Below are 26,921 nucleotides of genomic sequence, written 5' to 3'. Positions count from 1 at the left end.
TTCAAATGCCGCTCACCACCGCGCAGTGCAGGGACGAATGAGACGGGACTGGAGCCATAACAAAAACACGGGCGGGGTCACCCCCGCCCGTTTCAGTTCAATCGGCCACTTACAAGTAGAGCTTGGCGGTTCACCGCGCTGTCGGAACTCCTGGAGCGCCTTCCTGATCCTGATAGCCGAAGCTCACGCGATGAATGATCAGGGTTGCCTCAACGCTTACGAGCCGATCACCCGGCCGCCGAACGTGCTCCACCCCTCCATAACCCAGGTGGATGAGATCCGCGTCGGGCATTTCGATTTCCCCGTCCGATCCAAGGGTAGCTTCGATGGAAACACCAGAAATATACATTTGGGTTTTGTCTATCACCGCCGGAAAAGTCAGGGTAGTCGCAACCAGCGGAGCATCACTGAAAGAGCCATCTTGGCATTGCACCTTGGCGGTTGTATTCCACATCGCCTGCTCATGTTGCGGCACCAATTCGATACGCTCCAGCTCGATACTGCCATGTAGAATTGCTGGTACGGAGTCTTTACGCGGCTTATTAAGGTAGCCGTATGCTTCAACCAAGTAGTCGTCCACTTCAATCGCGCCATCCTCCGTAACTCGCAGGTTCAGAGAAATGGTTGGAAGTTCCGGCTCCCCTTCGTTGAGATAGCAAGGAATATCAAACCCACCACGGGGTCGCACAACAGTTCCTTGACCATCAATGCTCAGAACACCGCGTTCATCCTGATGATTACCAATACCGGTCATTTCGTCACCCTTATAATAGCTGCCACCAACCAAGCGTTGGCTCCCGATAATTCAGATAAAAACCGCTGAAGATCAAATTTTATCTATTTTGTATTCGATTGCATTGGCGAGTATTCGTAATATATGCGTTTTCATTACCAGTTATTCAATGCATCACTTTATATATGCACCCCGATTTTGCCTGATGCGATAAATATGCATGACTTTGACTTAGCCACTTAACTTCAATCCACACCTACTCTCCTAAAGATGTTTCGGATTTGCGAAGGCCACCACCTCCCACCGCGCGAAGATAGAATACCCCGCTCATTTAGAAATTCAGCAATCTCCCTCAAAGATGATTTTCCGGACCGTCTAGCTTCTTCAATGATTGGTAATAGACTACGTGCCATCTGATCCGCCTTTTCTTTTGACCTCTGTCCGCCGAGCGACGGAGCGCAATTTCGCAGGTTCGCCCCCTTGTTTGGCCCACCAAGCTTTACCCCCCTCTCCTTTGCCGCCCTCAAAGCGCTTCGCGTTCTCTCGCTAATCGCTTCCCGTTCGTACTCCGCCATGGCAGCGAGGATATGAACCGTCAGTTTGTTTGCGTATGGCATATCCGCAGCGACAAACTCGACGCTGCTCTCCATCAGATTGGCGATGAAAGCGACACTGCGCGCGAGCCGATCCAATTTGGCAATGAGCAATGTCGCGCCAGTAAGCTTGCAGAGGTGAAGTGCTGCCTGAAGCTGCGGGCGATCCGACCGGCGTCCTGACTCGATCTCGACAAAGGTCTCGATTATATGGCCGGCACTCCGGGATGCATGAGCGATCAGAGCCGACTGTTGCGCCTCAAGGCCGAGCCCCGACGTTCCCTGACGCTGCGTCGAAACCCGCAGGTAGCCTACGTATCGGACCATGCTCCCCTCCCCAACCACCGGCGGGATGGTAAGCGGATGTTCGCGATCTGTACATATCGCCGGAACACCCGTTCCAAGGATATGAACAGTTCGATCAAATAGGTGCAGCAACACCAACTGTTAGCCCGGATCATACATCAGTGTTTTCGAACAGCAGCTCGAAGGCGCTGATGGGTCGCGCCAACGGCGCGGCATGGTGGGGCTGGAGGGTTGCCGGGACAGGTTCGTTCGGAGGCACGTCGCCCCGACAGTCACGGCGGCAGCTTGACGGTGCGGGCGACCAGCATAGCGAGGCTTTCTGGTAGGGGAAGGGCCATGCCGGTCAGGTTGGTCACGATGAGCCTGGTGTCGGTGACATGGGTCGACGCTTCGACCCTGACGATGACCCGGCGCTCGACCTTCCAGGTGCGGGCGGCGTAGCGGAACTCGCCGAAGCGCCGAACCTTGTCCGCCTCGCCGGCAAGCCGGCCCATCGCCGCGTCTTCGGCCCGATCAGTGACGCGCCCAAGCAGGACGGTGTTGCCGCCCAAGCCGAAGACGTAGCCGACGCGATTTCGTTCGCACCAGCTCATGGCTTGTTGGCGGCCGTAATGGCTGTCGCCGCGCACCAGGATATCGACGCGCGGCCAGCGGGCGCGGAGGGCGTGTACGACGTGGCGCAGCACCAGCGCCACCTCGGCGCCATCCGGCGTCTTGCCGGGGCGCGGGATGACGGCGACCGGCTTCCCAGTGGTCGCCTCGTAGATGTGCATCGGCAGGAAGCAGCGCCCGTCATTGCGGGCGTGGAACAGCGAGAGCTGCTGGGTGCCGTAGATGCGATCCTCGGTGTCGTCGATGTCCAGCACGATGAGCTGCGGCACCGTGGCGAAGCTGTCTCAGAACACGTCCACCATGGCCACCAACCTGCGCTTGAGCGCCACCGGGCCGGGTAGGTTCTCCAGGCAACTGACGGTCGGCTGCGAGCAAAGGTCGCCTCCGCTCTCGAGAAGTCAACCCACCGCCATCTTGAAGGCGGGATCGCTGCGCAGGGCGTCGCAGTCATTGGCATCCGGGTAGCCGGCGGCGATCAGCAGGGCGTGGAAGCGAATCATCTCCGCCAGCGTGTGCTGGACGAGCTCGGGAGCGCGCGGGTCCTCGATGCTGCGCGCCAAACGCTCGCAGACACCCAGACGCCGATCAATCTCGGCCAACAGCAGGTCGCCGGTGTCAGAGGTGAGGCGGCCGCCATTGAAGGCGGCGTGAAACGGCATGCGGGCAACCGGTGACAAGCCGGGCAGAACCCCGGTACTCTCAGCCATGGCGGGCGTGAACTTCGTTGATCCATGGTGAGAATGTTTCAGCATAAGAATCATACACGAATTCAATTGATTAGCCTCGCGCCTACCGCCTCAGCTCCGGTTAATTATCCGGGTTAGAACCAATACCGTGCCGTTAAGCTGGTCACGTTGAGATCGTCGCCCATGATCCAGTATGAACTCCTAACTTTATGCACCGCATGTTGTGTCGGCGCACCTTAACGACACGGTATTGGGGTTAGAACCGCCCCCCTAAATTGACATGCGGCATGCTGATGAAACTGCAGTTCCATTAACTGCTTTATGTAGCTATGCTTCCTAACTCGCGTCTACGGGTTCTGCTATATTTCCCTTAGGTTAAGTCGTCACATTACATATCAGCTAAATTTGGATATCAGCAGGGGCTCATGCCGAAAACGGAAACTTCTCCTGGTGACGTAGGTTCTGCAACAAGCAGACGGTATGAATATCAATATGCTTATGGTGCTGCACTTATCATCTATGCGGTTCGTGGGGACTCAGACTATGTTGCTTTGCGATGTGAGGGAAGAAGTGACATTGAGGCTGTTTTGGCAGATAGAAGGTTCGATTTATATGAGATCAAGACTAAAGAATCAGACGATTACTGGAGAGTAAATGATGATCCCATTACTAACACGATGAGAAATTTTTGTCTATCGCATGAGGAGCTTTCAGGCGGAATTCGTTATTTCTATATTGTTTCAGATCTTCAATTTTCGTCAAAAAAGAAACGCTTAAAGGGCTCCACTCCGTCATGTAACGATTTTTTCCGTAGTTTTCATAATTGTGCTGCTCTGTCTGAACTTAGCGAGTACTTTCTACAGCAATTTACAATCATGGCTGAGAAATGTGGAGTTAGCAGGGATTTGCTTTTTAGAACGCTAGCTAAGACTCATTTAGTTAAAGGGCCTGACCAACGCGGGTATGTAGATGCACTTGTTTGCGAGTTGGCAACGCTCAAACCATTTGAATTTTTTTACCGAGCACAACTTGAACAGATTGCAAATGGACTCATCGCAAGAGTACGAGAAGCATCCATACGTGCAAGCAGCGCTGAACAACGTTTCTTTGCCGAAATTAATGGAAAGAGAAGCAAAGATGCTTGCTCTGAACTGCGTATTAATGAGACATTCTTAAATGAGATGCAGAGTGCATTAAATTCTTTCCCGCCTAAGAAAGGAATAAGCAAATCCGCTTTCTTGGCGAAGCGCTCTATGAAACTGCACCTAAAAGAAGCATTTGTTTCATTTTTTTTGCCACTTGGCTTTTTCTTTTTTTCCACAATAGTTTCTATAATTTTTCACTACTATGGTTGGACGATTGAAGAGTCCATGAGAGTAGGCACCTTCATATTTATATGTTTATTGCTCGGCGGATACGCGATTTTCAGGACCGTATGGTATTTCGTGAGCGGAATTGCCATGTCTATCATTGAATTTCTTCCATATACAAAAACACCTGGCGCGACGCATGTCAGTATCGGGACGGTGCACAACTCTCTGATGAACGCCACTCCTAACATAGTGGATAGTGCGAATGCAATTATCGCCATACATCTATCCTCTGCTGCTGAACACATTGACGGTGGATTCCACGATTTTGATCTTGCTGCTATCGTAGACTTCGGAGGCGCTTCTGATGCAGGAGGTGATAGCAGCGAGGGCTCAGGAGGCCATGGAGGCGACGGAGGCGGAGGCGGTGGTGACGGCAGCGGTTAGCATTACAGTTGCGATGGAACGGCCTCCCGCCTGTTGAAAGCTTGTTTGAGAGCGGCAGATTACCTGTTTTGCGTGTGGAAGCGTGAGACAGGCGATGTGGGTGAAGGCTCATTGAGCGAAGCAGGCGCGGCAGGAACGGCGGTCAAAGCGATATTCAGCGGACTTGGCAGGCACAGAGTGGATCCTGACCGAGCCGCTGCTGCCGCGCCTTGCCAAGCATGGTCGGCAGCGCAGCGTCGATCTGCGGGAGGTTCTGAACGCCATCCGCTACCCGGCGCGTACAGGCTGCGACCGGCGCATGCTACCCAAGGACTTCCCACCTTGGCAGACGATCTACTGGTGTTTCCGCCTTCTGGTTTGACGCCTGCTGTTCCGCACGATCCACGATCTCGCCCTGATGCCGACCGCGAGATCACAGGTCGGGCTGTCAGTCCGACCGCTGCGGTCCTTGGATAGCTGATCGGTGAAGGCGCAAAAGGCCGCAGAGCGCGTCTGCGATGCTGGTTAGCAGGCTGCTGGAAATTTAGGCAAAGTAGGTATAGACCCTTTATATTGTGGCCTTATTGCTAAGATAAACACCGCTTATCGTAGATTTCTGTACCGGACGAGGCCTTTCCGCATAATTTAAGGAGGCGTTCGCCAAGTTCTCCGTTGAAATACCGATGACTTAACTTCCATTTATGGAACATAGGCGGCCTAATCGCGTTGACGTCCACTCGCAAGAGCTTCGACTTGCCGGACAGCGATTTCAAGGTCATTATCTGTTAGTTTGTTTAATAGAACTTTCATGCGTGCTATCAGCTCTACTCTTCGACGAGAAGGTAGAACAGCACCTTCCTCATCAAATAATTGCGCGAAAGATACATGGAGGACGCTACAGATTTGTAGAAGAGTTTCAAGCCCAGGCCAAGCTTTACCACGTTCGAGGTTCGAGACCGTTTCAACTGTTCGGTTAATGTGCTCTGACAACTGTTCCTGAGTCATTCCGCGAGCCAAGCGCTCTGCGCGAATCTTCAACCCGACAATTCGTTTCAGGTCATCAGTCATGACCCGAACCATCCTTTCGGGAGCAAACGCTGACCATAGAGCGATTTTTCGTGTATTTCCGATTTAACGAAATATGGTTTTGGTATATGTCTTTTTGTCAGGGGGGCTGTCACCATCCGAGGATGGCAATGCCTAGGTTAAGCCATTGGGAGAAAGAAAAATGACATATATAAAGCCCATCCTGCTAATGGCAATTGTGTTTACATGCTTCTCATTCAATGCAAATAGCCAGGATATAACCAATGATTCACTGTTAAAGAGTGGATTATCGCCTTTGAATGGAGATAATCTTAAGGAAATTATTATTGGAAATACGTTGATCCACACATCTTCTTCTGGGCAAACCATACCGATGTATTATCGTCCTGATGGAAAAAGAGTGTTCACCATGGGTGCGCGTCGATTTGAAGGACCGTACGCGATCAAAGACAACCGTCGATGTGAGTCGTCGTCACAAGGTGGCGAGGTATGTATGACGATCTACAAGATAAAGCCGACCCAGTATGTGGTTTGTGACCCTCGGGACGGGGGGCGATGCATTTGGACTATGGAGATCGAACCAGGAAACAGCCGAGGCATCCAGTGAGCGAGGGAGACATGAAACGTTTATGGCTTCCCGTAATCCTGTCCATCGCGGTTTCGGCTTGTTCAGCAACGAACACCTACATAGCTGGTGTAGGAGCGGGTGTTACGCAGGTAGCGGCAGAGCACTCCCTCGGAGTTTCTGACATCCAAGGCACCAAAGCGCTTCGATTCGAAGTCAGGCCCGGCGATAGATGGAACGACGGGTTTAAGGATAGCAGTCGTTCGGAAATCAGCTTCAACCGGATGCCTGATATCGATGGTGTCGAATACAAATATAGATTTGATGTTCTGATTCCCTCGGAGGTCGATGGAAACCCGAACGGAGTCAAAGGCCAAGTCATTATTGCTCAGTGGCATCAGGGGAAAGGAGGGGATTCGAAATACACATTGGGATGGCCGACGGCAGCTCTGTATTTTTCAGAGGGAAAACTCTGGGTGTCCGTCATATTGGTTGAGAAAGATGCGGGTATGCCGAAGCAAGTTGCTCTTGGACATGTTGCAGACTTTCAGTTTGGTAAATGGAACTCCTTCGAATTTACAACAGTGTGGGGTCAAACTCAGAACGGGAGCGTGAAAGCGCGGCTGAATGGAAAGACATTCTTGGATTACAGCGGGCCAAATGGCTATCCGGGAACAGAGAATTGGTTCAAGTTTGGAATATACAGAATAAACGATGTTTACGCTCCGACCACCGTTGCGTTCTTCAAGGACCTGCATCGGGATTAAAGCACTTCGCAAGATCAAGCCCGCGCGATTATACCAATACTAAATGGCAAATTCGTTTACGCATCTGATCAGCGAACCGGAAAAATACAGTTCATACTACAGAAGCTACGGGCGGCAATCCCGATCTGACGGCTGTCTATTGTACGATGTTCGGCTATAATGAAGGGCACCGGTTGCAGCCGGCGGCGAGCGCCTCGCTTGCGGCGGAGACTTGGCAACCCTTCGAGATGTCCATGATTGATTTTCCCCCTGGTCCTTGACGGCGGTTCCACCAGTCTCTCCTCTGCATCGTTCGGCATCCCGCCGAAAGGCCTGCTGGACCGTGGGCATGGGGTGGGTGGCTTGCGTTTCTGACGGCGGGCGGAGAACGCGGATCCTCAACGGTGACCGATGATCGGCACGCGTGACGGTGGGCGGACCTCGGCCGCATGCATGCGGCCGATACGCTCTTCCGATAAACCACCAGCGATGCGCCCTCCGTTGGGCTGGCGGCCATCGGCGATACTGTGAATAGCGATCCTGGATGCTCCCAGCGGCAGGGCTATCCCGTTGGCCCTTGTCAGCCTCTCCGATCACCACACCTTGGCTTGCCGAAACGTGGCAGTTGAAGGCCGTGGGAGACGGCGACTGAGTCCGCTCGCGATGGAGCGTGATCAAGAGCGGCGACTTGCGGGCGGACGGCGGGAGCACCGGGACCACCTTGGCCGGCTGCGACTCGATGTCGAACTGGAAGAATGACTGCCCCCCAGCATCGCAGACCAGTGCCAGAGCTCGCACGACCTCGGCTGGATGGTATGATTGTTCGAAGCCTTGGCGACTGCGCAGACGGAATTTCATGCCGTAATCGACCATCCTCGGGACATCGTAGGCCACCGACACCGTGAGCGGCTGGACAAAGACTTGCTGTGGGCGGCAGAAGCGTTTTGCATCGCGTGATGCAACGCGTCTGCCGCCAGTGAGAACGCGCGCCAGCTCATCACCAGTCACGTAACGTCCATCTGGCCAGAGCGCGGCCATAACCAGATGGACATGCGGAACGATGACATATTCGGGGAGGGCGTCGGCGCTCTGACCGCGCAGGCAGTTGCGGACAAAGCGCGTGAACTTCTCCGGCCGACGGACCTCGTACTCAACGGCCCCATAGGCCCAATAGCCGAGCATGCCGGCCGATTGCAGCAGATCGCGAACCTTTCCGACGAGCAGGTCGCGCTTGCTAAGGGTGTTGGCGGGAGAGCCGTCCGGCCCGAGCAGGTCGATGACTGCATCGTCCAAGATGGTCAGCGCGAAGACAGCCGAGTCGGGATGAACCGCGAGCCGCGAAAGCACGTGTTGCTGGCGCGCAGCTATGGCCGTGTTGCCGCAGGTCGCGCAGAAGGGCAAGCCGCACCGGACCTGCGAGCCCTTACGGCGGCAGGCGATGTTGGCGTCCGCAATGCGGCGCTCGGCGGTTCCTTCTGGGAAGGACTTCAGAACATTGCGAGCATGGCTCTGCCCGTGGCGATCGACCGGCACTGAATGACCCAGGTTGGCGGTGAAGCCGGACCTGCGACGAGCATCAATAGGATGATGCCGGTTGCCCGAAGGTCCGGAGCGAGGTCGATGACCTCGGATGCCAGTGGGATGTGCCGGTGTTGGTGCCTGTGTTTAGCAGGGGCCTTACTGGTCGTGATCCGCGTAGCGGCATCAACGCAGCCAGATCGGCGCCTGCTCATCTGTATGTAGGGACATTGTGTGCTAACTGGAATAGGCATCGACGCGCTTTCGACGGGCAGGCGGCTAATCGTTGGTGAAGGTAGCTGGGTGGCCTTTGGATGCCGAAGGATTAGGGTCCGGACTCATAACCAATAGGCGACGGTTGCGGCGATGTGGATCGCTGCAATGAAGTTGGTGGCGGAGCGGTGACTGCGGGTGGCGATGCGTCGGACGTCCTTGAGGCGCCCGAACATGCGTTCGATGATATTACGGTTCCGGTAGAGGTAGGGAGAGAAGCAGTTTTTCCAGCGCTTGTTGGCGCGTGGCGGGGTGTTGGGCGCGGCTCGGGCCTCTTCCATCTCCTACTCTGACGGCGGCGCTATCGTAACCCTTGTCGCCTTACAGGAGATCGGTGGCGGGCATCCGGTCAAGCAGACGGTCGGCGGCGGTGCAGTCGGCAACCTGACCGCCGGTCAGCAGGAAGGCGAGCGGTTGACCGAGCAGATCGCCCAGAGCGTGGATTTCGGTGGTTCGTCCATCACGGGACCGTCCGATGACTTGGGCGCGTCCCCCCCTTTGCCGCCGCTTGCCGAACGATGGGCGCGCACCGCCGTGGAGCGATCATCACCTGGACCGGTGGGCCACCCGCTGCGACCCAAGCATGGAGGATGTCTTGATGTCACCCGTGATGCGAGACAATATAGCCTTCCAAAATTACTCCCGGATAGTTCAGGAGCAACACATATGTCAGAAATCGGAATCCGCACAAGTGGTTTATCACCGTATGTCGCGCTACCAGCAGAGCTAGAGTCCTTAGAGAACCTCGGAATATCAGAGTATCAGCGTGCTGCCAAAATCACGGACAGAATGCGTCCTGGGATCGACATACCTATTCTAGGACTTTTTGGTGAAGTCGGCAGCCTGCTCGCCGCATTGAAGAAGCAAACTCGTGACCATCCCGATAGGGAGAAGTATGCCGCCTCCATCAAGGAAGAACTTGGAGATACACTCTGGTATTTGGCGAATATCGCATCCCGTACGGACCAAGATTTGGACGTGCTAGCCCAACGTACAGTTCGAAGCATCTCAGATTGGGATGAAGTTCAACCGAATTTTGGAACATTTGATGATATCCAGAGCAACATAAAAGAACTCACACAGTCAGAATTTGAAGCCATTTTGATCACACTAGCTGGGAGAGTGGGCGATCTAGTCAAGGATCTTGGATCCGGCGCGTTGACCAATAACAGAGATCGTCTATCTGGGCACTTAGTAGATATTTTCGGCAATTTGCTCACCGCTGCGGACGCGGCTAGAATTAGCCTGGGCGAGGCCGCCACGGCCAACCTACTCAAGGTATTCAGTCGTTGGCCCCTCACTGAAGAGTATCCGCCGCTGATTGATGACGGCATGCCAGATAACGAACAAATACCACGCAAGTTCGAGATATTAATAGAGGAAAGAAAGATCAATGGTAAAATATATGTTCAACAAAAACTGAACGGTGTCATTATTGGTGACAGGCTTACCGATAACAAGCGCGAGAAGGACGACTTCCGTTTTCATGACGTTTTCCATATGTCTTATGCAGTTTTTCTTGGATGGTCTCCGGTTCTCCGAAATCTTTTGCATTTGAAGCGGAAGAGCGACCCAATTATCGATGAGAATGAAGATGGTGCTCGCGCCCTATTGATAGAAGAGGGCGTTTCCACATTCATATTTCAAAGAGCTATCGATCGAGACTTCTTCAAGGGGCAGACACAGGTCGACTACGACCTTCTTAAATCTATTCGAGATTTCACACGTGGCTTTGAGGTCGACCGGTGCGCCTTGTGGCAATGGGAGAAGGCGATTCTGGAGGCGTGCCGCATTTTTTCCGAGCTCAAGCGCTACCGTAAAGGGTATATAGCCGCCGACCTAATTTCGCATACATTAGAGTTTAGACGTGTCCCGGAGGACAGACGTGAAGATTGAACGTTTCGTAGACGATCTAGCAGGCATGCGGCTACCGGCGGTTTTTAACCCGTATCATGACCGCTGCCTTACGTCCGATAGAGAAGATGCCCCAAAGATACGCCGCAACAACCTAGTGGAGTATATGCGAGCTGCTGAAGGGCGTGTAAGTTCGGTGTGGTTTGGCCGGGATCTGGGATATCGTGGAGGTCGCCGGACTGGGCTTGCATTGACCGATGAACAGCATTTAACTGCCTTCAGTGAACGGTACGGGGGCATCTCTGTCGTCAAAGCTACGTGCGGCCCAATTGTAGGAGAGCGGACGGCGACGGTGGTTTGGGGAGTGATCCGCCAGATGCCAACGCCTCCATTCTTATGGAACGTCTTTCCGTTCCACCCTCACACTCCAGGCGACCCCATGTCCAACCGGTGTCATACTCCTTCAGAGCGAAGAAGCTGCGCGACACTGCTGAGCTCCCTGATTGACTGGTTGCAGCCTGAACGAATAGTTGCAATCGGTAACGATGCCTATAAGGGGCTGACCGATATGGGGTACTCTGCGACGTGTGTTCGGCACCCCAGCTACGGTGGTCAAACAGACTTCATTCGCGGAATTAGGGAAATTTACGGACTTTCAAGCACAGATAGTCTGCCTCATCAACAAAGTTTGTTTTAATTCTCCGCCGTCGAGGCCACAGTCAGCGGGACTGCGGCCCGACAGTCTGCGAGTAAACGCTCAATGTCCCGCTTGCCCCACCTTGCAGGCTTCTGCCCATGGTCAAGGCGCGCCACGTTTGAAACACACATTAGCGTGCCAACATTCATTCCCGCTTCCCGTGCGACAAAATGGAGTAGGTGCCCGAGTCCTATCAAGTTGCCTAAAGCCCGCTGCACATAATAATGGTGTCTGTATAGCGCAGTAAGGTCAAGCGTGTCTCTATCGGAGCGACTGAAACTTAGGTGACTAAGACACGGCCCCCCAAGAGGAAAGTGTTTATCTTTCTCTGCATTGTAAATCGGGATAGAAACGGAGTCATCAATATCCATCTCGTAGGCAGCAGGGTTAGCCAAACGGTGGCCAAGTTTCTTCACGAGGTACTCAAGAGGATTTATCGGCGTTCCATCACGATCAATTATTTCTTTTCCGTTCTGATCTAGCCGTCGGATCATTCTATGGAAATACACACCCCAGTTTCTATAATCTGGATGCTTTTTTATTTCAGGATATACTTCCAGATAAGCATCGTATATTCCTGATCGTCCATGACGGGCATACATTTTTGCAGGAAATATTGTATTCGCCACAGTATTTACCGGCATGCCGCCACGATCTACCAAAAAAGAGTCTAATGTATCAAAAACTGTACGATCCGATTTACTTAATGCAATAGGCTTCGATACTTCAAGCACGACACGCGAGCTACGCAAGTCAGGCTGCGTGAGCAGGAACTCCGCTGCTTCTAACCAAGCACCAGTCGGCGTCTCAGCGTAGATTGGCTTCATAGCATTCCCCTTCAGGCAACCATGATTGCAGCGGCGTGGATTCGCGGGTCTATGTACGTCTCCGACACCCAAGCGTGACCATCTTTCCCCCAATCAGCACTCCAACTATTACGTAGCAGCAAGTAACGTCGATTCTTATAATTTCCACACCCCACCACAACCACAGCGTGGTGACCGGCAGGCGCATCGTTGTCGGGAGCTTCGACAACTCCGTCTTCGTTAGGGTTGTAAAAAGCATCACTCATTGCAAAAGCGATCACAACAGGCTTGCCAGCCGCCAAATATTGGCAAATGAGCGCCGTAGCGCCATTTAGAGGAAGGCTCCGACAGGTCAAAACTGGGGTTGCAGAAGGTGGCGGTTGCCATTCAGACAATTCTGCGGGCAGCTGCGGGAGATAACGCCATTGATCTTCAAGAGCTTGCCCATCTTCCTTCAACGACATCCTGACGGTGGGCATATTTGTACCTTCATCCGGGTTAGCATTCGGCGTCCGCTTCATGCAATGCCAGTAAAGATGCTCAACTGACAAGGGTACGAACGCTCCACGGAAGGCTGCATGAGCATCGCTCATGGCGAACGCAAGACACGTCATGCGCTCGCCTTGCTCTCGCACCAATCCAAACTTACCACGGAGGTCATGAATAATTTTGATCAACATTTAAGCCGCCGTAAGTTGGCGGCGCACCGCACGCGGCATTCCAATTTCCTTGCCGAGTAGATCGTATTTAAGTTGAAATTTGGAAAGCGGCGCTCCGGTCTTGAGCCATGGCCGGCGCTGCTCAACTGACAACTCACCCAAATCGGGCTCGTCGCGCCGCAGCGTCAACAGCCTGGAGACTACACCACCAATCGCTGTTTCCGGTGAGGGAATGTCACGAGTATCGCGCAAAATTGCAAAGCCTGCCTCCTGGAGACTCTTAAAATTCCATACGTACCCCGCTGAACTTCTCTCCCGCAAGCGTAAGACAAAGCAGTCTTCGGGTTGTCCTTCAATTACAGTGCCTTCGTCTCGTTCGGTTAGAAGCCATACGTCGCGATGCCAATTTTCAACCGCGACATCTCCAAGAAGGCTCTTCTTAATCCTCTTGCGTTCAACTCTGAGAAGCTTCTCCCGAGTGCTTCCATCTATGATACTGTGGCGGTTGAGGGCACGACATGTGGCATCGTAGCTGGCGCCGATGCGCAAGGCCATCTGATACACCACACACGGGTCTTCCATGCTCTCCTTGTTCCAGCCTTGTCGCCTTGCATGAGCCTGGAAAACCCATTTGGGCATTAAAAATTCAGCAGCAAAAGCGTCGGCTTCAATCTCTTGAAGATCATATCCCCCCTGGCTTGGAGCGCGTGCCAGGATCTCCTCCCCATCAATTTTCAGCTCATGACGCATCACGACATGACCAAGTTCATGGGCTCCCGTAAAGCGCTGAATTCGAAGTGCCCGCTGGGTTGAAATCATTACTCCTGGATTTTGTCCAGGTATACAAGCCCCAAGCAATCCTTCTAGTGGGCGGAAGATGAGCACCGCACCAAGATTAATAGTCGCACCAAACACATCGACGCCGCCGCCCAACGCCTTCACGGCGTCTGCATGGTGAAACTCGCGATGCAGCTTCGCTGCCGCTTTAGTTCCAGACAATATGGCGTCACGAAAGTTGGTCATCATTCCGTCCGCAATTGGCCTTTAATCTGTAAGAACTGGGCGAAACGCAGCAGCTCTTCTCGATCACGATCCGACAATTTCGAAGCAGTGCGTGCTAAATGTTTAATTGATACAGACTCAACACCTGATTCCGATTCGTCTCCGGTAAGTTTACTTATTGGAATTTGATATATTTCCGAAAGTTTTTTCAACTCAAATGCATCAATCTTTCTTTGTCCGGCCTCTATCAGAGATATGGCGGATCTTGGCAAGTGTAGCAATTTTGCTACTTCATCCTGTGAAAGGGCCAAATATTCTCTTGCATCCTTTAGCTTCTGACCGAGTCTCTGGCGCTCAACCTCTCTGTCTTGAGTCATTGGATTTCCTCCGGTTACTCCCAACTTCATGCCCCGACCTTCCTCCTCATTTGGTCAACTTGCAACGCGCGGATTTTAGGAAGAAGGTGATCGACCATCTCTTCAAAACTGTGGTAGCCACCGCGCCGAATAATACACGGTGGAATGTCGAAGCCAACACGCCGCTCAATGGTAAGAAGAATTCTAACAACGCCCAAAGAATCAACGACTGGCTGGACCTCATATGTCGTGCCTTCCAAAGGCTCAATCTCAGTTTCTGCAAAGGGATCTTCTTCATCTCCGCCGATTTGTTCTTCCCATTCAGCGCGTAAATCGTCAATCAACTCTTCATCGTTAAAACCCCTTAAGCAGTCGGGCATTGCGCACCTGTCAGCCTTGCGTGTCGGATTTCCTAATAATTTAGCGTAGGCATGTTCGAATTTCAAACACTTTCGTTCGCCTCATGTTCCTTACGGCGACACCACCCCGTGCTATGTCGCAATGTCCTTGGTGTCAGGCGACACCTGGAACTGCCCCCCTGGCGACATGAAGGCTGCCCCCCGGTTGCCCCGGTGGGCCCACAGGCTTGATCCTCCTCGGGCTGGAAAATTGCCCGCCGGATCAAGCCTATGGACTACCGGGACAACCTGAAGCCCACGCTGCGGTAACGATGTCAGAGGGGGCAGCGCTCGTGTCGCCAAGGGGGCAAATTGGGATGTCGCCTGACACTTGGAACGAGGCGTTCGAGGATCCCCTAAGATTTTGAGATGCATCCAGGTTTTCAACATGACGAGACAAACCGACTAGGCCGTGTTGGCAAAAGGGTAGCAGGTTGAGGGAACGGTCCCCACTTGTTCTGAAAGGGACGTTGCGATCTGACTGATGCACAATGGGAGCGGCCGAAGCCGTACCTTCCTCCCGAAAAACCTCGCACTGGCCTGCCGAATCACTCTCACCGGCAGATGATCAATGGCATGCTGTGGATCGCCAGCAGCGAAGCGCCGTGACGGGTTTCGCCAGAGCTTTATGGGGCGTTCGGCCGGTGTCAGACTGGTTCTACCGCTGGCGCCGCGCCGGCATCTTGCAGCGCATCCTGTAAGCCTTGCAGGCCAGTGCCGACCGCCAGGGTCGGGTGGACTGGAGCCTGCACTACGTGGACGGCACCGTGCTCCGCGCTCATCTCGACCAAGATCCATGTCCGCGCTGAGGGCCAAGGCTTGCCGGTCACATTCACTTTGACCGGTGGCCAAGTCCCGACAGCAAGGCGTTCGCCATAGTGATGGGCACCGGCTGGATCAGGCGGTTGGGCCGCGGGCGACCGCGCCTCAAGCCCGACCGGCTGGCCGCCGACAAGGCTTACAGCAGCGGCGTCATCCGCTCCGCCCTGCGACGGCGGAGCATCACGCCGGTGATCCCGACCAAGAGCAACGAACGGCCCGACCCGGCTTTCGACCACGATGCCTATCGAGAATGCAATCGCGTCGAGCGGCTGATTAACAGGTGGAAGCATTTCCGGCGAATCGCAACACGGTATGAGAAGCGCGCCACCAACTATCTCGCCATGATCACCGTCGCAGCGATTCTTCTATGGCTCTGAACTTGGCCAACACGACCAAAGGCAAGGCCGGCAGAGACAGGAGGGGTTTCAACCCAATGATGAGGCCCCAAATCCTCCCTTGCAGCGGAGGATGAACTTGCACCAACCTGTACCTCTGCATGTACCTCTGGTGTACCTGACAAAACACGAAAGGCGCCTGATCCTGTGATCGGCGCCTATCAAGCTATTGATTTCATTTAGAAAAGATGGCGCGCCCGAAGAGATTCGAACTCCTGACCCTCAGATTCGTAGTCTGATGCTCTATCCAGCTGAGCTACGGGCGCGCTGTGTATCTTCATCCCGGCGTCGGCGGCAGGCCGTCGGCGTCGAGGCGCGCAACATACTCAGAAGCCCCCTGCCCCGCAAGCGCTTTTTTGACGAATTTTCGATGGCACTGAGGCGGCCCCCGCGACGGCAGGTCCCGGCCACCCGAATCGCCCGCAATTGCCGGGCGGCGGCGGCTGGGTTATACAGGCCACTTGCTGTTTTTGGAGAGTCAGTCCCGTGGCCGAAGCCCCCTTCAACAAGCATTTCCCGGTGTCCTGGGAAGAGCTCCACCGCAATGCCAAGGCGCTGGCCTGGCGCCTGATCGACCGCGGCCCGTGGAAGGGCATCATCGCGATCACGCGCGGCGGCATGGTTCCCGCGGCGATCATCGCGCGCGAGCTTGAGATCCGCATGATCGACACCGTCTGCGTCTCCAGCTACGACCACCAGCAGCAGCGCAACGCGACGATCCTGAAGGGCGTCGAAGGCGCCAATGCCGGCGACGGCGAGGGCTGGCTGATCATCGACGATCTGGTGGACACCGGCAAGACGGCGGAGATCGTGCGCAAGATGCTGCCGAAGGCGCATTTCGCCACCGTCTACGCCAAGCCGGCCGGCCGCCCGCTGGTCGACACCTTCATCACCGAAGTCAGCCAGGACACCTGGATCCACTTCCCCTGGGACATCGAGCTGCAGTTCTCGCAGCCGATCGCCAAGCAGCGGAACGGCTGAGCGGCCAGCCCGAGGCGCGGCCTGTCCCACCCGGTCCCGTCCGGTGGGGACGGCCGCCCCCGGTTCATTACATAAAAATTTACCGTTTGCGTCCTAAATGACGCGCGGCGGAGCGTCTGCGTCCGCCGACGCCTTCCACCCCGACGCCTTCCAACATCGCGTGGCGGCCCGCGCATGACCGATGATTCGACCGGCGACCTCCGTCCGGATGAGCTGCCCCAGGACGAGCTGCGGCAGAAGATCGACGCCTTGGTGACACGGCTGCCGGCCAGCCTCGTCTACAGCCTGCTGAGCGAGATCGAGGGGATGGACAGCGAGCCGACCGACCGGGTCCAGCTCGTCCGCCAATATGTCATCGAGTATCTGAACCGCCAGCGCACCAACCGCGCCCGGCGCCTGTTCACCAACCTGTTCGAAGCCTTCCTGATCGACGACGACGTGCTGTACCACGGCGGCGTCGCCATCCCCGGCATGCTGCAACGGGTCGACGTCGGCGCCCTGTGGGAGGCGCTGAGCCGCGACGCCTTCCCGCTGCTGGCGGTGGAGGCGCAGGAGACGCTGGACGAGATGGCGCGCGGCGACGTGATCGACCGCATCCTGCGCTCCCCCGTCGCCCTGGTGATGAGGGAACGGATGCGCGTCGCCTCGGTGAAGCATCTCGACGCCGTGCTGGCGAACAAGAAGGCGGTGGACGAGCTGCTGGCCGGCATGTCGCGCAACCGGCAGCGCCGCACCCGCCTGATGTCGGGCTTCCTGGAAAAGACGCCGCACATCGACGTCGGCACGCTGCGGCTGATGCATCTGGTCCTGACCAACGCCGAAGGCCCGGTGAAGCCGGTCGCCGACCGGCTGGAGGATTTCCCCGCCGCTTGCAGCAGCGAGGCGGAGGCGAACCGGCTGGCCGACCTGCTGCTGGACGCCACCGAATCGCTGCGCGAGCGCTGCGGCGACGATCTGGCCGCCATGCTGCCGCTGTCGGTCCTGTCGGTGAAGCGCAACTATCCGGTCGCCGCCCTCTATATCCGGCAGAGCGGCGTCGATCCCGGCCGCGGCGACGCCATGACCGCGGCGCTGACCGGCCATTTCATCGGGGTCACGCGGGCGCTGACCGCGGCGCTGACCGTCATCCTGAAGCTGAACGACCGGGTTCCCGGCTCCGCCATCCGGCCCAGCGCCAAGGAGAAGGCGCGGCTGGAGGCGCTGGTGCAGCGGCTCGACCAGCTGGTCCATGCCGCCACCTCGGCGGGGCTGATGGAGGACCGGCGCAGCGAACCGGCCTTCCGCAACGCCTGGACCCAGGCGGCAAAGATCATCGGCTCGCGCGTCGCCGCGGTGGCGATGGAACGCTCCGCCCAGGCCGCCGCCGCCCGGCGCCAATCGGTGATCGACCATGCCGACGTCGTCTGGCTCGACCGGCTGCTGTGGCACTGGCAGGCGATGTCGCGCGACTTCGGATTCGAGACCTACGATCTGGTGAAGTGGCGCGAAACCCTGCTGGAGGAACTGCGCGCCAACGTCGAGAAGGCGATGAAGTTCGAGGAGACCGATCCGCTCGACGAGCGGATGGAGCATCTCCTGCGCATCAACGCCATCGCCGGCGTGTTCGGCCAGCGCGTCAGCGCCTGGATCCCCACCTTCAGCCACAACATGACCCGCCTGCTGTCGCACCGCATGGAGCGCGGCGGCCAGCTTGGCGCCGACGAACAGGCGATCATCGACGACCTCGTCGCCACGGCCCGCACCGAAGTCGGCAAGTCGCGCTATTGGAAGAGCAACGAGCTGATGGACCTGATCGAACTGTCGGAGCGGACGCGGCAGGTGGGGTGAGTGCTTACATCACCCCCGACGAGCGGTGCCGCGGGTCGAGCCAGTCGCGCAGGCCATCGCCCAGCATCGTCAGCCCCATGACGCTCAGCGCGATCGCGACGCCGGGGAACACCGCCTGCAAGGGGGCGGTGAACAGGTAGGTCTGGGCGTCACCCAGCATCTTGCCCCAGCTGGGGCTGGGCGGCTGGATGCCGAGGCCGAGATAGCTCAGCGCCGCCTCGTTGACGATGGCGACGGCGAACAGGACGGTGGCCTGGACCACGACGATGCCGGCGATATTGGGCAGCACATGCACCAGCGTCGCCGACAGCGGTCCCCGCCCCAGCGCCAGCGCCGCCCCGACGAAGGGCCGCCGCCACACCGCCAGCGCCGCACCGCGGGTGACGCGGGCCAGAACGGCGGCGTTGAACAGCGCCAGCGCCACGACGACGTTGACGGCGCCCGCCCCCAGCGCCGCGGTCAGCAGGATCGCCGTCAGCACGGCGGGAAAGGCGAAGACCAGATCGCCCAGCCGCGCCACCACCTCGTCCCCCCAGCGCCCGAGCCCGGCGGCCAGCAGCCCCAGCGGCACCCCGCCCAGCAGCCCCAGCCCGACAGCCGCCGCCCCGACGGCCAGCGAGTTGCGGGCGCCGACCATGATCATCGACAGCACGTCGCGCCCGAAATGGTCGGTGCCGAGCCAATGGGCGGCACTCGGCGGCTTCAGCCGGGCGATCACCCGCACCTGCTCCGCCGGGTAGGGCGTCCACAGCAGTGACAACAGCGCCACGGCGACCAGCAGCAGGGTCAGCGCGGCACCGAGATGGAGGGAGAGGGGGAGCTTCCGCCTCACGATTCCCCTCCTTTTCCTGCGGCTGGCGGGCGCGGGTCGGCCAGCGCGCAGGCAATGTCGACCAGGGCGTTCACCAGCACGACGAACAGCGCCAGCAGCACGACGACTCCCTGCACCACGATCAGGTCGCGCTGGCCGATGGCCTGATAGAGCAGCCGCCCCAGCCCCGGCAGGGTGAAGACATTCTCCACCACCACCGCGCCCGCCACCAGGAAGGAGATTTGCAACCCCAGCACCGTCGCCACCGGGATCAGGGCGTTGGGCAGGGCGTGGCGCAGCAGGACGGCGACGCGGCCCACGCCCTTGGCGCGGGCGGTGCGGATATGGTCCTCGGCCAGCGTGTCGAGCACGGCGGTGCGGGTGACGCGGGCGAGGATGGCGGCCTCCGGCACCGCCAGCGCCAGGGCCGGCAGCAGCAGCGCGTGCAGGGCGGGGCCGATGCCGCCGCTCCAACCGGGAAAGCCGCCGGCCGGAAACCAGTGCAGGGTCAGCGAGAACAGCAGGATCAGCAGGATGGCGATCCAGAAGCTGGGCATCGACACGCCGAGCTGCGAGAAGCCCAGCACCGCCCAATCCCCGCCCCGCCCCCGCCGCGCCGCCGCCAGCAGGCCGAGCGGCAGGGCCAGAACCGTGCTGATGACCAGCGACAGCAGGGACAGCGGCAGGGTCACCGCCAGCCGCTCCGCCACCAGATCCGCCACCGGGCGGGCGTAGGTCAGGCTGACGCCGAAATCGCCGCGGGCCAGCCCGCCGGCCCAATGCAGGTAGCGGGTAAGGATGGGCTGGTCGAGACCCATCTGGCTGCGCAATGCCGCCAGCGTGTCGGGCTGCGCGTTGACGCCCAGCATCAGCAGCGCCGGGTCGCCGGGAACCAGTTGCAGCACCGCGAAAACCACGATGCTGGCCAGCCAGACGGTGACGATCAGGCTGACCAGCCGTCGCAGCAGGAACGCAAGCACGCCGGGGCTATCCTTACTTGGTCAACTCAATTCGGCTCGGCGTCATTTCCAGGAAACGCCGGTGACGTCGTTGGCCTGGACCGGGCGGTTCACCCACAGGCCGGTCAGGCCGGCCTTCTGCACCGTCACCGACGGCAGCATGAACAGGAAGCCGTTGACCGCATCCTCGGCCAGCAGCTTCTGCTCCTCGCCGTAGAGGGCATTGCGTTTGGCGGGGTCCTGGGTGCGGTTCAGCGCGTCGTTCAGGGCATTGAAGCGCTCGCTCTTGTAATTGAAGTAGTAGTCGGGGCGGGCATAGATGTCGATGTCCAGCGGCTCGGTATGGGCGATCATGGTCAGGTCGTAATCCTTGCCCTTGAACGTCTTTTCCAGCCAGGCCGCCCATTCCACCGGCTCGATCTTCGCGCGGATGCCGACCTCCGCCAGCATGGCGGCGACCAGTTCGCCGCCACGCCGCGCGTAGGGCGGCGGCGGCAGGCGCAGCGTGGTGTCGAAACCGTTGGGATAGCCCGCCTCGGCCAGCAGCGCCTTCGCCCTGGCCGGGTCGTAGGGGTACAGGCCGGTCAGATCGACATAGCCCTCGCGGTGCGGCGGGAAATGGCTGCCGATGGCCACACCGTTGCCGTAGAGCACGCCGTCGATCAGCGTCTTGCGGTCGATGGCGTGGGCCATGGCGCGGCGGACGCGGACATCGTCGAAGGGCTTGCGGGCGTTGTTGGTCGACAGGAGCGTCTCGCCCTCCGTCGAGCCGACCGTCACCACGAATTTCGGGTCGTTGCGGAATTCCGGCAGCGCTTCGTAGGTGCTGAACAGGGTGAAGGCGTCGATGTCGCCGGCCTTCAGCGCCGCCACCTGGGCGGCCGGGTCGCTGACGAAGCGGAAGGTGACGCGGTCGAGCTTGGGCTTGGCGCCGTCATAGTCGGGGTTGCGGACCAGCACCACCCGGTCGCCGGCGACCCAGCGGTCGAACCTGAAGGGGCCGGTGCCGACGGGCTTCTGCTTGTTGGTCGCCGCCGATTCCGGGGCGACGATGGCGGCGTCGCCGCTCGCCATGTGGAACAGGAACAGGCCGTCGGGGCGCGACAGGGTGACGACCACCGTCTGCGGGTCCGGCGTCTCGACCTGGGCGATCGGGGCGAAATAGGCCTTCTGCGCGTTGACCGAATCGGCGGCGCGGGCGCGGTCCAGCGTGAATTTCACGTCGGCCGAATCGGCGCCGGTGCCGTCATGGAACTTCGCGTTCGGACGCAGGGTGAAGCGGTAGGTCAGCCCGTCTTCCGACACGCTCCAGCGCTCCGCCAGCCCGGGCACCAGCTTGCCGTCGGCATCGACGCGCAGCAGCGGTTCGAACAGGTTGGCGTAGGTGACTTCCTTGATGGCGCCGGCCGCACCGGCGGTGGGGTCGAGATGCGGCGGCTCCAGCGCCATGCCGACGACGAGGTCGGTGCGCGGCTGGGCCGTTGCCGTCTGGGTTGTGGCGGCAAGCGCAAGGGCCGCGAAGGCGAAGGCGGCAAGGGTGAAGCGCTGCTTGGCGGTCGGCATGGTTGGCAAACTCCCCCGTCTCGTCGTTGTCGACGTTCTCTTTGCCGCGATGATGCGGTGCGGCGCGGGAGAGCGCAAGCAGAGCCGCCAGCCGCCTCCATTGTCCCGTGAGCTATTCCACCCACCAGCTTTCCAGCATCGGGCCATAGAGCGGGGTGACGGCGGAGCGGTGCAGACCCGACCAGCGGGCGATGCGGTCGACCGGGCTGTGGTAGAGCGGGACCATGTAATGCCCCCACAGCAGAACCCGGTCCAATGCCCGCACCCGGCCGACCAGGGCAGCCCGCGTGGTCGCCGCGGCGATGGAGCGGGCGAGCGCGTCGACCACCGGATCGCGGATGCCGGCAAGGTTGCGGCTACCCTCCTGCCCGGCCGCATCGGATCCGTAATAATAGAGCTGCTCGTTGCCCGGCGACAGGGTGGACGCCCACCAGCGCATGGTCATATCGAAATCAAAACGTTCGAGCCGGGCCTGGAACTGGGCACTGTCCACCGTACGGACGCGGGCTTCGATCCCCAACGGCTCCAGCGAGCGGGCGAACTCCAGCGCCACCCGCTCCTCCGATGGGTCGGACAACAGGATTTCGAAGGCGAAACGGTTTCCCGAGCCATCGGTCAGCCGGCCGTCGCGCACCCGCCAGCCGGCCTGTTCCAGCAGCCGCAGTGCTTCGCGGCGGTTGGCGCGCAGACCGCCATTGCCGCTGTCCGGCAGGGTGAAAGGCTTGGCGAACAGGTCGGGCGGCAGACGGTCGCGGAAGGGCTCCAGCGCCTGCAACTCCTCCCCCTCCGGCAGGCCGCGGGCGGCGAGGTCGGAGTTGGGGTAGTAGCTGGCGGTGCGGGTCAGCAGGCCGTGGAACAGGCTGCGGCCGATCCAGTCGAAATCCGGCGCCATCCCCAGCGCCCGGCGCACCCGGACATCGGCGAACAGCGTCCGGCGGGTGTTGAAGATCAGGCCGCGGGCCGGTTCGGGCCGGTGGTTCGGCACTTCCTCCCGGACGATGCGGCCGTCGCGCAGGGCGGGGCCATCGTAGCCGGTGGCCCATTTGGCCGGATCGCTTTCGTAACGAACGTCGCCCTGCCCGGCCTTGAAGGCTTCCAGCGCCACCGAATCGTCGCGGTAATAATCGAACTCCAGCCGGTCGGCATTGTACTGCCCGACCCGGACCGGCAGGTCGCGCCCCCAATAGTCGCGCACCCGCTCATAGACGATGCGGCGGCCGGGATCGACCGCGGCGACACGGTAGGGGCCGCTGCCCAGGATCGGCTCCAGCGTCGTGCGGCTGAAATCGCGGCCGGACCAGAAGGCCTTGGAATGGATCGGCATCAGCCCCATCAGCAGCGGCATCTCGCGGTCGATGCTGCCGTCCGGATTGGGAGAGAAGGCGAAGCGGACGGTCTGTGGATCGGGCGCCTCGGCCGCCGTGACCTTGGCGTAGAACAGGCGGCGGTTGGGGGTGCCGTCCCGTCGCTGCACCTCCAGCGAGAACAGCACGTCGGCGGCGGTCAGCGGCGCGCCGTCATGCCAGCGCGCCTTCGGGTTGATGTGGAAGGTGACGGCGGAGCGGTCGTCGGCCACCTCCACCCGGTCGGCCAGCAGGCCGTACAACGAGAAGGGCTCGTCCCACGACCGCGTCAGCAGCGTTTCGAAGACATAGCCCATCCCCAGCGCCGGCGCGCCCTTGACGATGTGCGGATGCAGGCTGTCGAAACTGCCGGTCACCGCCTGCCGGATGGTGCCGCCCTTGGGTGCCGCCGGATTGACGTACGGGAGAGCCTTGAAGTCCGGCGGCAAGGCCAGATCGCCATGCATGGCGATGCCGTGTTGGGGTGAGTCTGCCCGCCCCGGAAGGGGTGCCAGCAGGACCAGAAGGGTGAGGAGAAGGGCGATCGGATGGGGCATGACCGGCAGGGTTGCCGCTTTGCCGCACCTGCGCAAGAGCCAGCGCAAGTTCCTTGGACTCAGGGTGCGTTCCGCCTAAACTCCCGCCCCGCGTGGCGCCGGACCGGGCATCGGCGCCAAAACAAGAACGTGCCCTGAATACGCCAGTCGAAGGAACGCGATACATGGATCTGAGCAAGCTCGCCGCGGGCAAGAATGTCCCCTGGGATGTGAACGTCGTCATCGAGATCCCGATCGGCGGCCAGCCGGTGAAGTACGAGGTCGACAAGGACTCGGGCGCGGTGTTCGTCGACCGTTTCCTGCACACCGCGATGTTCTATCCCTGCAACTACGGCTTCATCCCGCACACCCTGTCGGGTGACGGCGATCCGGTGGACGTCTGCGTCGTCGGCCAGCACGGCGTCGTCCCGGGTGCGGTCCTGCGCTCGCGCCCCATCGGCGTCCTGTACATGGAGGACGAGGCCGGCGAGGATGAGAAGCTGCTGGCCGTTCCGGTCGACAAGCTGCACCCGTTCTACACCGACGTGAAGAACTACACCGACCTGCCGGCCATCGTCACCGAGCAGATCGCCCACTTCTTCGAGCACTACAAGGATCTCGAAAAGAACAAGTGGGTGAAGGTCCGCGGCTGGGGCAACGCCGAAGAGGCCGCCAAGAAGATCGAGGAAGGCCTCGCCCGCGCCCTGGAAGCCAACAAGGGCACGCCGGGTCCGGTGGTCTGAGGGTAACTCGCTCCGGGCAAGCCGGCGTCTGAGAAGGCGCCGGCTCCGCTTCTTAATATTGGTCGATCTGCCATAACGGCCAATCCGGCCGTCGATGATGAAAACCAGCTACGATCCCGGCACCGACAGTCTTTATATCGAGGTTCGTCCGCTGCCCTCGAAACGGACGGTCGAGATCGAACCCGATGTGATGGTCGATTACGGTGCCGATGGCGAACCGGTCGGCTACGATATCCAGCACGCCTCAGCCAAAACCGACCTGATCGGACGGCTGATCCTGATGCCGATGGCTGCCGAATAGAATCCGATTGGGTTCGGAGCCATCCGCCGGCTGCCCGGGGAGATGCCCCAATCCGGCAAGCGACCGACGCACGGCCAAGTCCAGCGGCGTGTGCGGTTCCTCGCCCAGGAAGGCCAGCAGGCGGCGGTTGTCCAGCCGCACCGGGCGTTGCCACAGATAGCGCATCTCGCTGAGTTCGCGGAGCAGCGGCACCGCCAGACCGCCCAGCCGCAGCAGCCACCACGGCATCCGCCGCACCGGCAGGCCGGGTTCGCCGAGCGCGCGGGCGATGGCCGCGACCATTCCGCCGCCGTCGGCATCCCAATGGCCGTCCATATGGAACATCGCGTCGTCGCCCAGTTCCGCCTCGCGGTCGAGCAGGCGCATTGCCGTTTCCGCCACATCGGGCAGATAGGCCCATTGATGGCCGACCCCCGGCCGGCCGGGCTGGTTGATGCGGGTCGGCGGCTTGCCGGGCGTCAGCAGGCCCTGGCTGAACCAGTTGTTGCCGGCCCGCGGACCGAAGAAGTCGCCGCAGCGTAGAATCAACAGCTTCGCCCCCTGCCCCACCGCGCGGTGCAGGCGGCGTTCCATCTCCACCCGGATGGCGCCCTTGCGGGTCAGCGGGTTCTGCGCCGCCGTTTCCGGGATCAGCGGGAAGACGTCGGGGCCGTAATTGTAGACGGTGCCGGGCAGCAGGATGCGGGCATGGTTGGCGCAGGCTGCGGCAATACCGTTGTCGAGCATGGGGAGAACCAACCGGTCCCAATCCCGGTAGCCGGGCGGGTTCACCGCATGGACGATCAGCGCCGCCCCTTCGGCCGCCGTCCTCACATCGGCGGCGTTCATCGCGTCACCGACGATCCAGTCGATGCCGTCCGCCCCCTTCCCCGACCGCGGCGCCTCCGCCAGCTTGCGGCGCAGGCCGCGCACCGTCCAGCCACGCGCCGCCAGCGCCCGCGCCATCTCGCCGCCGATCCCGCCGGTCGCCCCCAGAACCAAGGCGGTCCTGCCTGCGCCGGTCGCCTGTATACCGGTCGCCTGTCCTGCCATCGCTGCCTCCATCGCCTTTCGCTTCGTGATGAGAAAGGATGGACCGGGAGATGGCTGAACAGAATTGTCGAACTTCGGCTAATCGCTATACTGAAATCAATGAGCCAGCCACCGCCCAGTTGGGACCTTTACCGCAGTTTCCTGGCGGTGATCCGCGAAGGATCGCTGTCGGCGGCGGCGCGCGCCCTGGGGTTGACGCAACCGACGCTGGCCCGCCATGTCGCGGCGCTGGAGGAGGCGGTCGGCGGCTCCCTGTTCCTGCGCTCGCCGCGCGGACTGGACCCCACCGATGCGGCGCTGGCGCTGAAGCCGCAGGTGGAGGCGTTGGACGCGGCGGCGGCCAGCCTGTGGCGAACGGCGTCGGGCTATGGAGGGAAAGGTTGCGGGGCGGAGGTGCGCGGCACCGTACGGATCACCGCCAGCGAGGTGGTGGGCGCCCGCATCCTGCCGGCAATCCTGGCCGGCTTGCGAACCCGCCATCCCGACCTGGAGATCGAACTGGTGCTGTCGAACGCCGTCGACGACCTGCTGCAACGGAATGCCGATGTGGCGGTGCGGATGGTGGAGCCGGACCAGCAGGCGCTGCTCGTCCGGCGGATCGGCGTCATAACACTCGGCATGCACGCCCATCGCAGCTACCTGGATCGCCACGGCATTCCGCGGTGTATGGGGGATCTCGACCGCCACAGCCTGATCGGCTTCGACCGCGAGACGCCGGACATCCGCGCCATGCTGCGGCGGGCGCCGGGCCTCACCCTGCCCCGCTTCGCCCTGCGGTCCGACAGCCATCTGGCCCAGTTGGCGGCGATCGAGGCCGGCTTCGGCATCGGCATCTGTCAGGTTCCGATGGCACGGCGGAACCCCGATCTGGTCCGGCTGCTGGCCGACGCCTTCGACATGCCGATGGGCATGTGGGTCGCCATGCACGAGGATCTGCGCTCCACCCCGCGCTGCCGCGCCGTCTTCGACGGGCTGGCGGCGGGACTGAGGGATCACGTGTCAGCGGAGCATGCCGGGTAGC

The 26,921-nt window shown here is 59.7% G+C and carries 24 protein-coding genes, 1 tRNA gene and 3 pseudogenes; 12 read left to right on the top strand and 16 right to left on the bottom strand.

Going from position 1 to position 26,921, the window contains the following annotated elements:
* Window positions 1-130: 130 nt before the first annotated feature.
* The 3 genes and pseudogenes from J2848_RS19040 to J2848_RS19030 all read right to left on the bottom strand — a co-directional run bounded on the left by J2848_RS19040 (window position 131) and on the right by J2848_RS19030 (window position 2,903).
* Complete coding sequence (locus tag J2848_RS19040; RefSeq protein WP_149234573.1) at window positions 131-787, bottom strand: hypothetical protein; 657 nt, start codon at window positions 785-787, stop codon at window positions 131-133.
* A 191-nt stretch (window positions 788-978) separates the two neighbouring features.
* Window positions 979-1,653 carry a recombinase family protein gene (locus J2848_RS19035; RefSeq protein WP_149234574.1) on the bottom strand — a complete coding sequence of 225 codons (675 nt, stop codon included), beginning with the start codon at window positions 1,651-1,653 and terminating at the stop codon, window positions 979-981.
* A 251-nt stretch (window positions 1,654-1,904) separates the two neighbouring features.
* Window positions 1,905-2,903, bottom strand: a pseudogene (locus tag J2848_RS19030) (IS1380 family transposase).
* Between the two features lie 452 nt (window positions 2,904-3,355).
* On the opposite strand from J2848_RS19030, the gene J2848_RS19025 reads away from it, so the two are divergent.
* Together J2848_RS19025 and J2848_RS19020 are read left to right on the top strand one after the other, a co-directional pair.
* On the top strand, window positions 3,356-4,687 hold the full coding sequence (locus J2848_RS19025) for a dsDNA nuclease domain-containing protein (RefSeq protein ID WP_149234577.1): 1,332 nt from the start codon (window positions 3,356-3,358) through the stop codon (window positions 4,685-4,687).
* A gap of 163 nt (window positions 4,688-4,850) precedes the next feature.
* Window positions 4,851-5,048, top strand: a complete 198-nt coding sequence (locus J2848_RS19020; protein ID WP_149234578.1) for a transposase — start codon at window positions 4,851-4,853, stop codon at window positions 5,046-5,048.
* A 335-nt stretch (window positions 5,049-5,383) separates the two neighbouring features.
* Here the strand turns inward: J2848_RS19020 and J2848_RS19015 are convergent, their stop codons facing one another.
* Entirely contained in the window at window positions 5,384-5,734 is a 351-nt protein-coding gene (locus tag J2848_RS19015; RefSeq protein ID WP_170307243.1) for a helix-turn-helix domain-containing protein, read from the bottom strand.
* 597 nt (window positions 5,735-6,331) lie between these two features.
* Between J2848_RS19015 and J2848_RS19010 the strand changes: the two genes are divergently transcribed.
* Both J2848_RS19010 and J2848_RS19005 read left to right on the top strand, forming a co-directional pair.
* Window positions 6,332-7,045, top strand: a complete 714-nt coding sequence (locus tag J2848_RS19010) for a heparin lyase I family protein (protein ID WP_170307244.1) — start codon at window positions 6,332-6,334, stop codon at window positions 7,043-7,045.
* 1,023 nt (window positions 7,046-8,068) lie between these two features.
* On the top strand, window positions 8,069-8,560 hold the full coding sequence (locus tag J2848_RS19005; protein WP_149234581.1) for a hypothetical protein: 492 nt from the start codon (window positions 8,069-8,071) through the stop codon (window positions 8,558-8,560).
* A 320-nt stretch (window positions 8,561-8,880) separates the two neighbouring features.
* On the opposite strand, the pseudogene J2848_RS19000 reads toward J2848_RS19005, so the two are convergent.
* Window positions 8,881-9,413: pseudogene (locus J2848_RS19000) on the bottom strand (IS5 family transposase); the annotation flags it as partial.
* Window positions 9,414-9,481: 68 nt separating this feature from the next.
* Between J2848_RS19000 and J2848_RS18995 the strand changes: the two are divergent.
* The gene (locus J2848_RS18995; RefSeq protein ID WP_149234582.1) at window positions 9,482-10,711 is read left to right on the top strand and encodes a nucleoside triphosphate pyrophosphohydrolase family protein; all 1,230 of its coding nucleotides are present in this window, start codon (window positions 9,482-9,484) and stop codon (window positions 10,709-10,711) included.
* Between the two features lie 25 nt (window positions 10,712-10,736).
* Window positions 10,737-11,366: a uracil-DNA glycosylase gene (locus tag J2848_RS36150; protein WP_149234668.1), complete on the top strand. Its 630-nt coding sequence runs from the start codon at window positions 10,737-10,739 to the stop codon at window positions 11,364-11,366.
* On the opposite strand, the gene J2848_RS18990 is transcribed toward J2848_RS36150, so the two are convergent.
* Genes J2848_RS18990 through J2848_RS18970 form a run of 5 tightly spaced genes read right to left on the bottom strand, consistent with a single transcriptional unit; the run spans window position 11,363 to window position 14,635 of the window.
* Window positions 11,363-12,193 (bottom strand): thymidylate synthase family protein, encoded by an 831-nt coding sequence (locus J2848_RS18990; RefSeq protein WP_149234583.1) that lies wholly within the window; start codon window positions 12,191-12,193, stop codon window positions 11,363-11,365. The genes J2848_RS36150 and J2848_RS18990 overlap by 4 nt on opposite strands.
* 11 nt (window positions 12,194-12,204) lie before the next feature.
* A complete protein-coding gene (locus tag J2848_RS18985) occupies window positions 12,205-12,852 on the bottom strand; it encodes a C1 family peptidase (RefSeq protein ID WP_149234584.1) in 648 nt (215 codons plus the stop codon).
* A complete protein-coding gene (locus tag J2848_RS18980) occupies window positions 12,853-13,854 on the bottom strand; it encodes an ImmA/IrrE family metallo-endopeptidase (protein ID WP_170307245.1) in 1,002 nt (333 codons plus the stop codon).
* A complete protein-coding gene (locus tag J2848_RS18975; protein ID WP_211103309.1) occupies window positions 13,854-14,240 on the bottom strand; it encodes a helix-turn-helix domain-containing protein in 387 nt (128 codons plus the stop codon). The genes J2848_RS18980 and J2848_RS18975 overlap by 1 nt, the downstream gene beginning before the upstream one ends.
* Complete coding sequence (locus J2848_RS18970) at window positions 14,237-14,635, bottom strand: hypothetical protein (protein WP_149234586.1); 399 nt, start codon at window positions 14,633-14,635, stop codon at window positions 14,237-14,239. The genes J2848_RS18975 and J2848_RS18970 overlap by 4 nt, the downstream gene beginning before the upstream one ends.
* 429 nt (window positions 14,636-15,064) lie before the next feature.
* On the opposite strand from J2848_RS18970, the pseudogene J2848_RS18965 reads away from it, so the two are divergent.
* Window positions 15,065-15,786, top strand: a pseudogene (locus J2848_RS18965) (IS5 family transposase).
* Between the two features lie 207 nt (window positions 15,787-15,993).
* Here the strand turns inward: J2848_RS18965 and J2848_RS18960 are convergent.
* Window positions 15,994-16,070, bottom strand: a tRNA-Arg gene (locus tag J2848_RS18960).
* 220 nt (window positions 16,071-16,290) lie between these two features.
* Between J2848_RS18960 and gpt the strand changes: the two genes are divergently transcribed.
* Both gpt and J2848_RS18950 read left to right on the top strand, forming a co-directional pair.
* The gene (gene gpt / locus J2848_RS18955) at window positions 16,291-16,785 is read left to right on the top strand and encodes a xanthine phosphoribosyltransferase (protein ID WP_042693907.1); all 495 of its coding nucleotides are present in this window, start codon (window positions 16,291-16,293) and stop codon (window positions 16,783-16,785) included.
* A 174-nt stretch (window positions 16,786-16,959) separates the two neighbouring features.
* Window positions 16,960-18,612: a hypothetical protein gene (locus J2848_RS18950; RefSeq protein WP_149234587.1), complete on the top strand. Its 1,653-nt coding sequence runs from the start codon at window positions 16,960-16,962 to the stop codon at window positions 18,610-18,612.
* A 4-nt stretch (window positions 18,613-18,616) separates the two neighbouring features.
* Here the strand turns inward: J2848_RS18950 and J2848_RS18945 are convergent, their stop codons facing one another.
* From J2848_RS18945 to J2848_RS18930, 4 genes are all read right to left on the bottom strand, one after another.
* Window positions 18,617-19,444 carry an ABC transporter permease gene (locus J2848_RS18945; RefSeq protein ID WP_149234588.1) on the bottom strand — a complete coding sequence of 276 codons (828 nt, stop codon included), beginning with the start codon at window positions 19,442-19,444 and terminating at the stop codon, window positions 18,617-18,619.
* Window positions 19,441-20,403 (bottom strand): ABC transporter permease, encoded by a 963-nt coding sequence (locus J2848_RS18940; protein WP_149234589.1) that lies wholly within the window; start codon window positions 20,401-20,403, stop codon window positions 19,441-19,443. Before J2848_RS18940 ends, J2848_RS18945 begins: the two co-directional genes overlap by 4 nt.
* Window positions 20,404-20,445: 42 nt before the next feature.
* Window positions 20,446-21,945, bottom strand: coding sequence for an ABC transporter substrate-binding protein (locus J2848_RS18935; RefSeq protein WP_149234590.1), 1,500 nt, complete (start codon window positions 21,943-21,945; stop codon window positions 20,446-20,448).
* Window positions 21,946-22,057: 112 nt separating this feature from the next.
* Window positions 22,058-23,845 (bottom strand): extracellular solute-binding protein, encoded by a 1,788-nt coding sequence (locus tag J2848_RS18930; RefSeq protein ID WP_149234591.1) that lies wholly within the window; start codon window positions 23,843-23,845, stop codon window positions 22,058-22,060.
* Between the two features lie 164 nt (window positions 23,846-24,009).
* Between J2848_RS18930 and ppa the strand changes: the two genes are divergently transcribed.
* Complete coding sequence (gene ppa / locus J2848_RS18925) at window positions 24,010-24,567, top strand: inorganic diphosphatase (protein WP_109076049.1); 558 nt, start codon at window positions 24,010-24,012, stop codon at window positions 24,565-24,567.
* 94 nt (window positions 24,568-24,661) lie between these two features.
* Entirely contained in the window at window positions 24,662-24,868 is a 207-nt protein-coding gene (locus tag J2848_RS18920) for a DUF2283 domain-containing protein (RefSeq protein ID WP_149234592.1), read from the top strand.
* Here the strand turns inward: J2848_RS18920 and J2848_RS18915 are convergent.
* Window positions 24,812-25,900 (bottom strand): NAD(P)H-binding protein, encoded by a 1,089-nt coding sequence (locus J2848_RS18915; RefSeq protein ID WP_149234593.1) that lies wholly within the window; start codon window positions 25,898-25,900, stop codon window positions 24,812-24,814. The two genes, J2848_RS18920 and J2848_RS18915, sit on opposite strands and share 57 nt — an antisense overlap.
* A gap of 99 nt (window positions 25,901-25,999) precedes the next feature.
* Here J2848_RS18915 and J2848_RS18910 point away from each other — a divergent pair, with 99 nt between their 5' ends.
* Window positions 26,000-26,920: a LysR family transcriptional regulator gene (locus tag J2848_RS18910; RefSeq protein WP_149234594.1), complete on the top strand. Its 921-nt coding sequence runs from the start codon at window positions 26,000-26,002 to the stop codon at window positions 26,918-26,920.
* Window position 26,921: the final 1 nt, after the last annotated feature.

This window comes from Azospirillum lipoferum (assembly GCF_024170005.1).
In the GTDB taxonomy this organism is placed as follows: Bacteria; Pseudomonadota; Alphaproteobacteria; order Azospirillales; family Azospirillaceae; genus Azospirillum; species Azospirillum lipoferum.
Note: the sequence above shows the minus strand (reverse complement) of the source record. Positions and strands in the feature narration are given on the sequence as shown.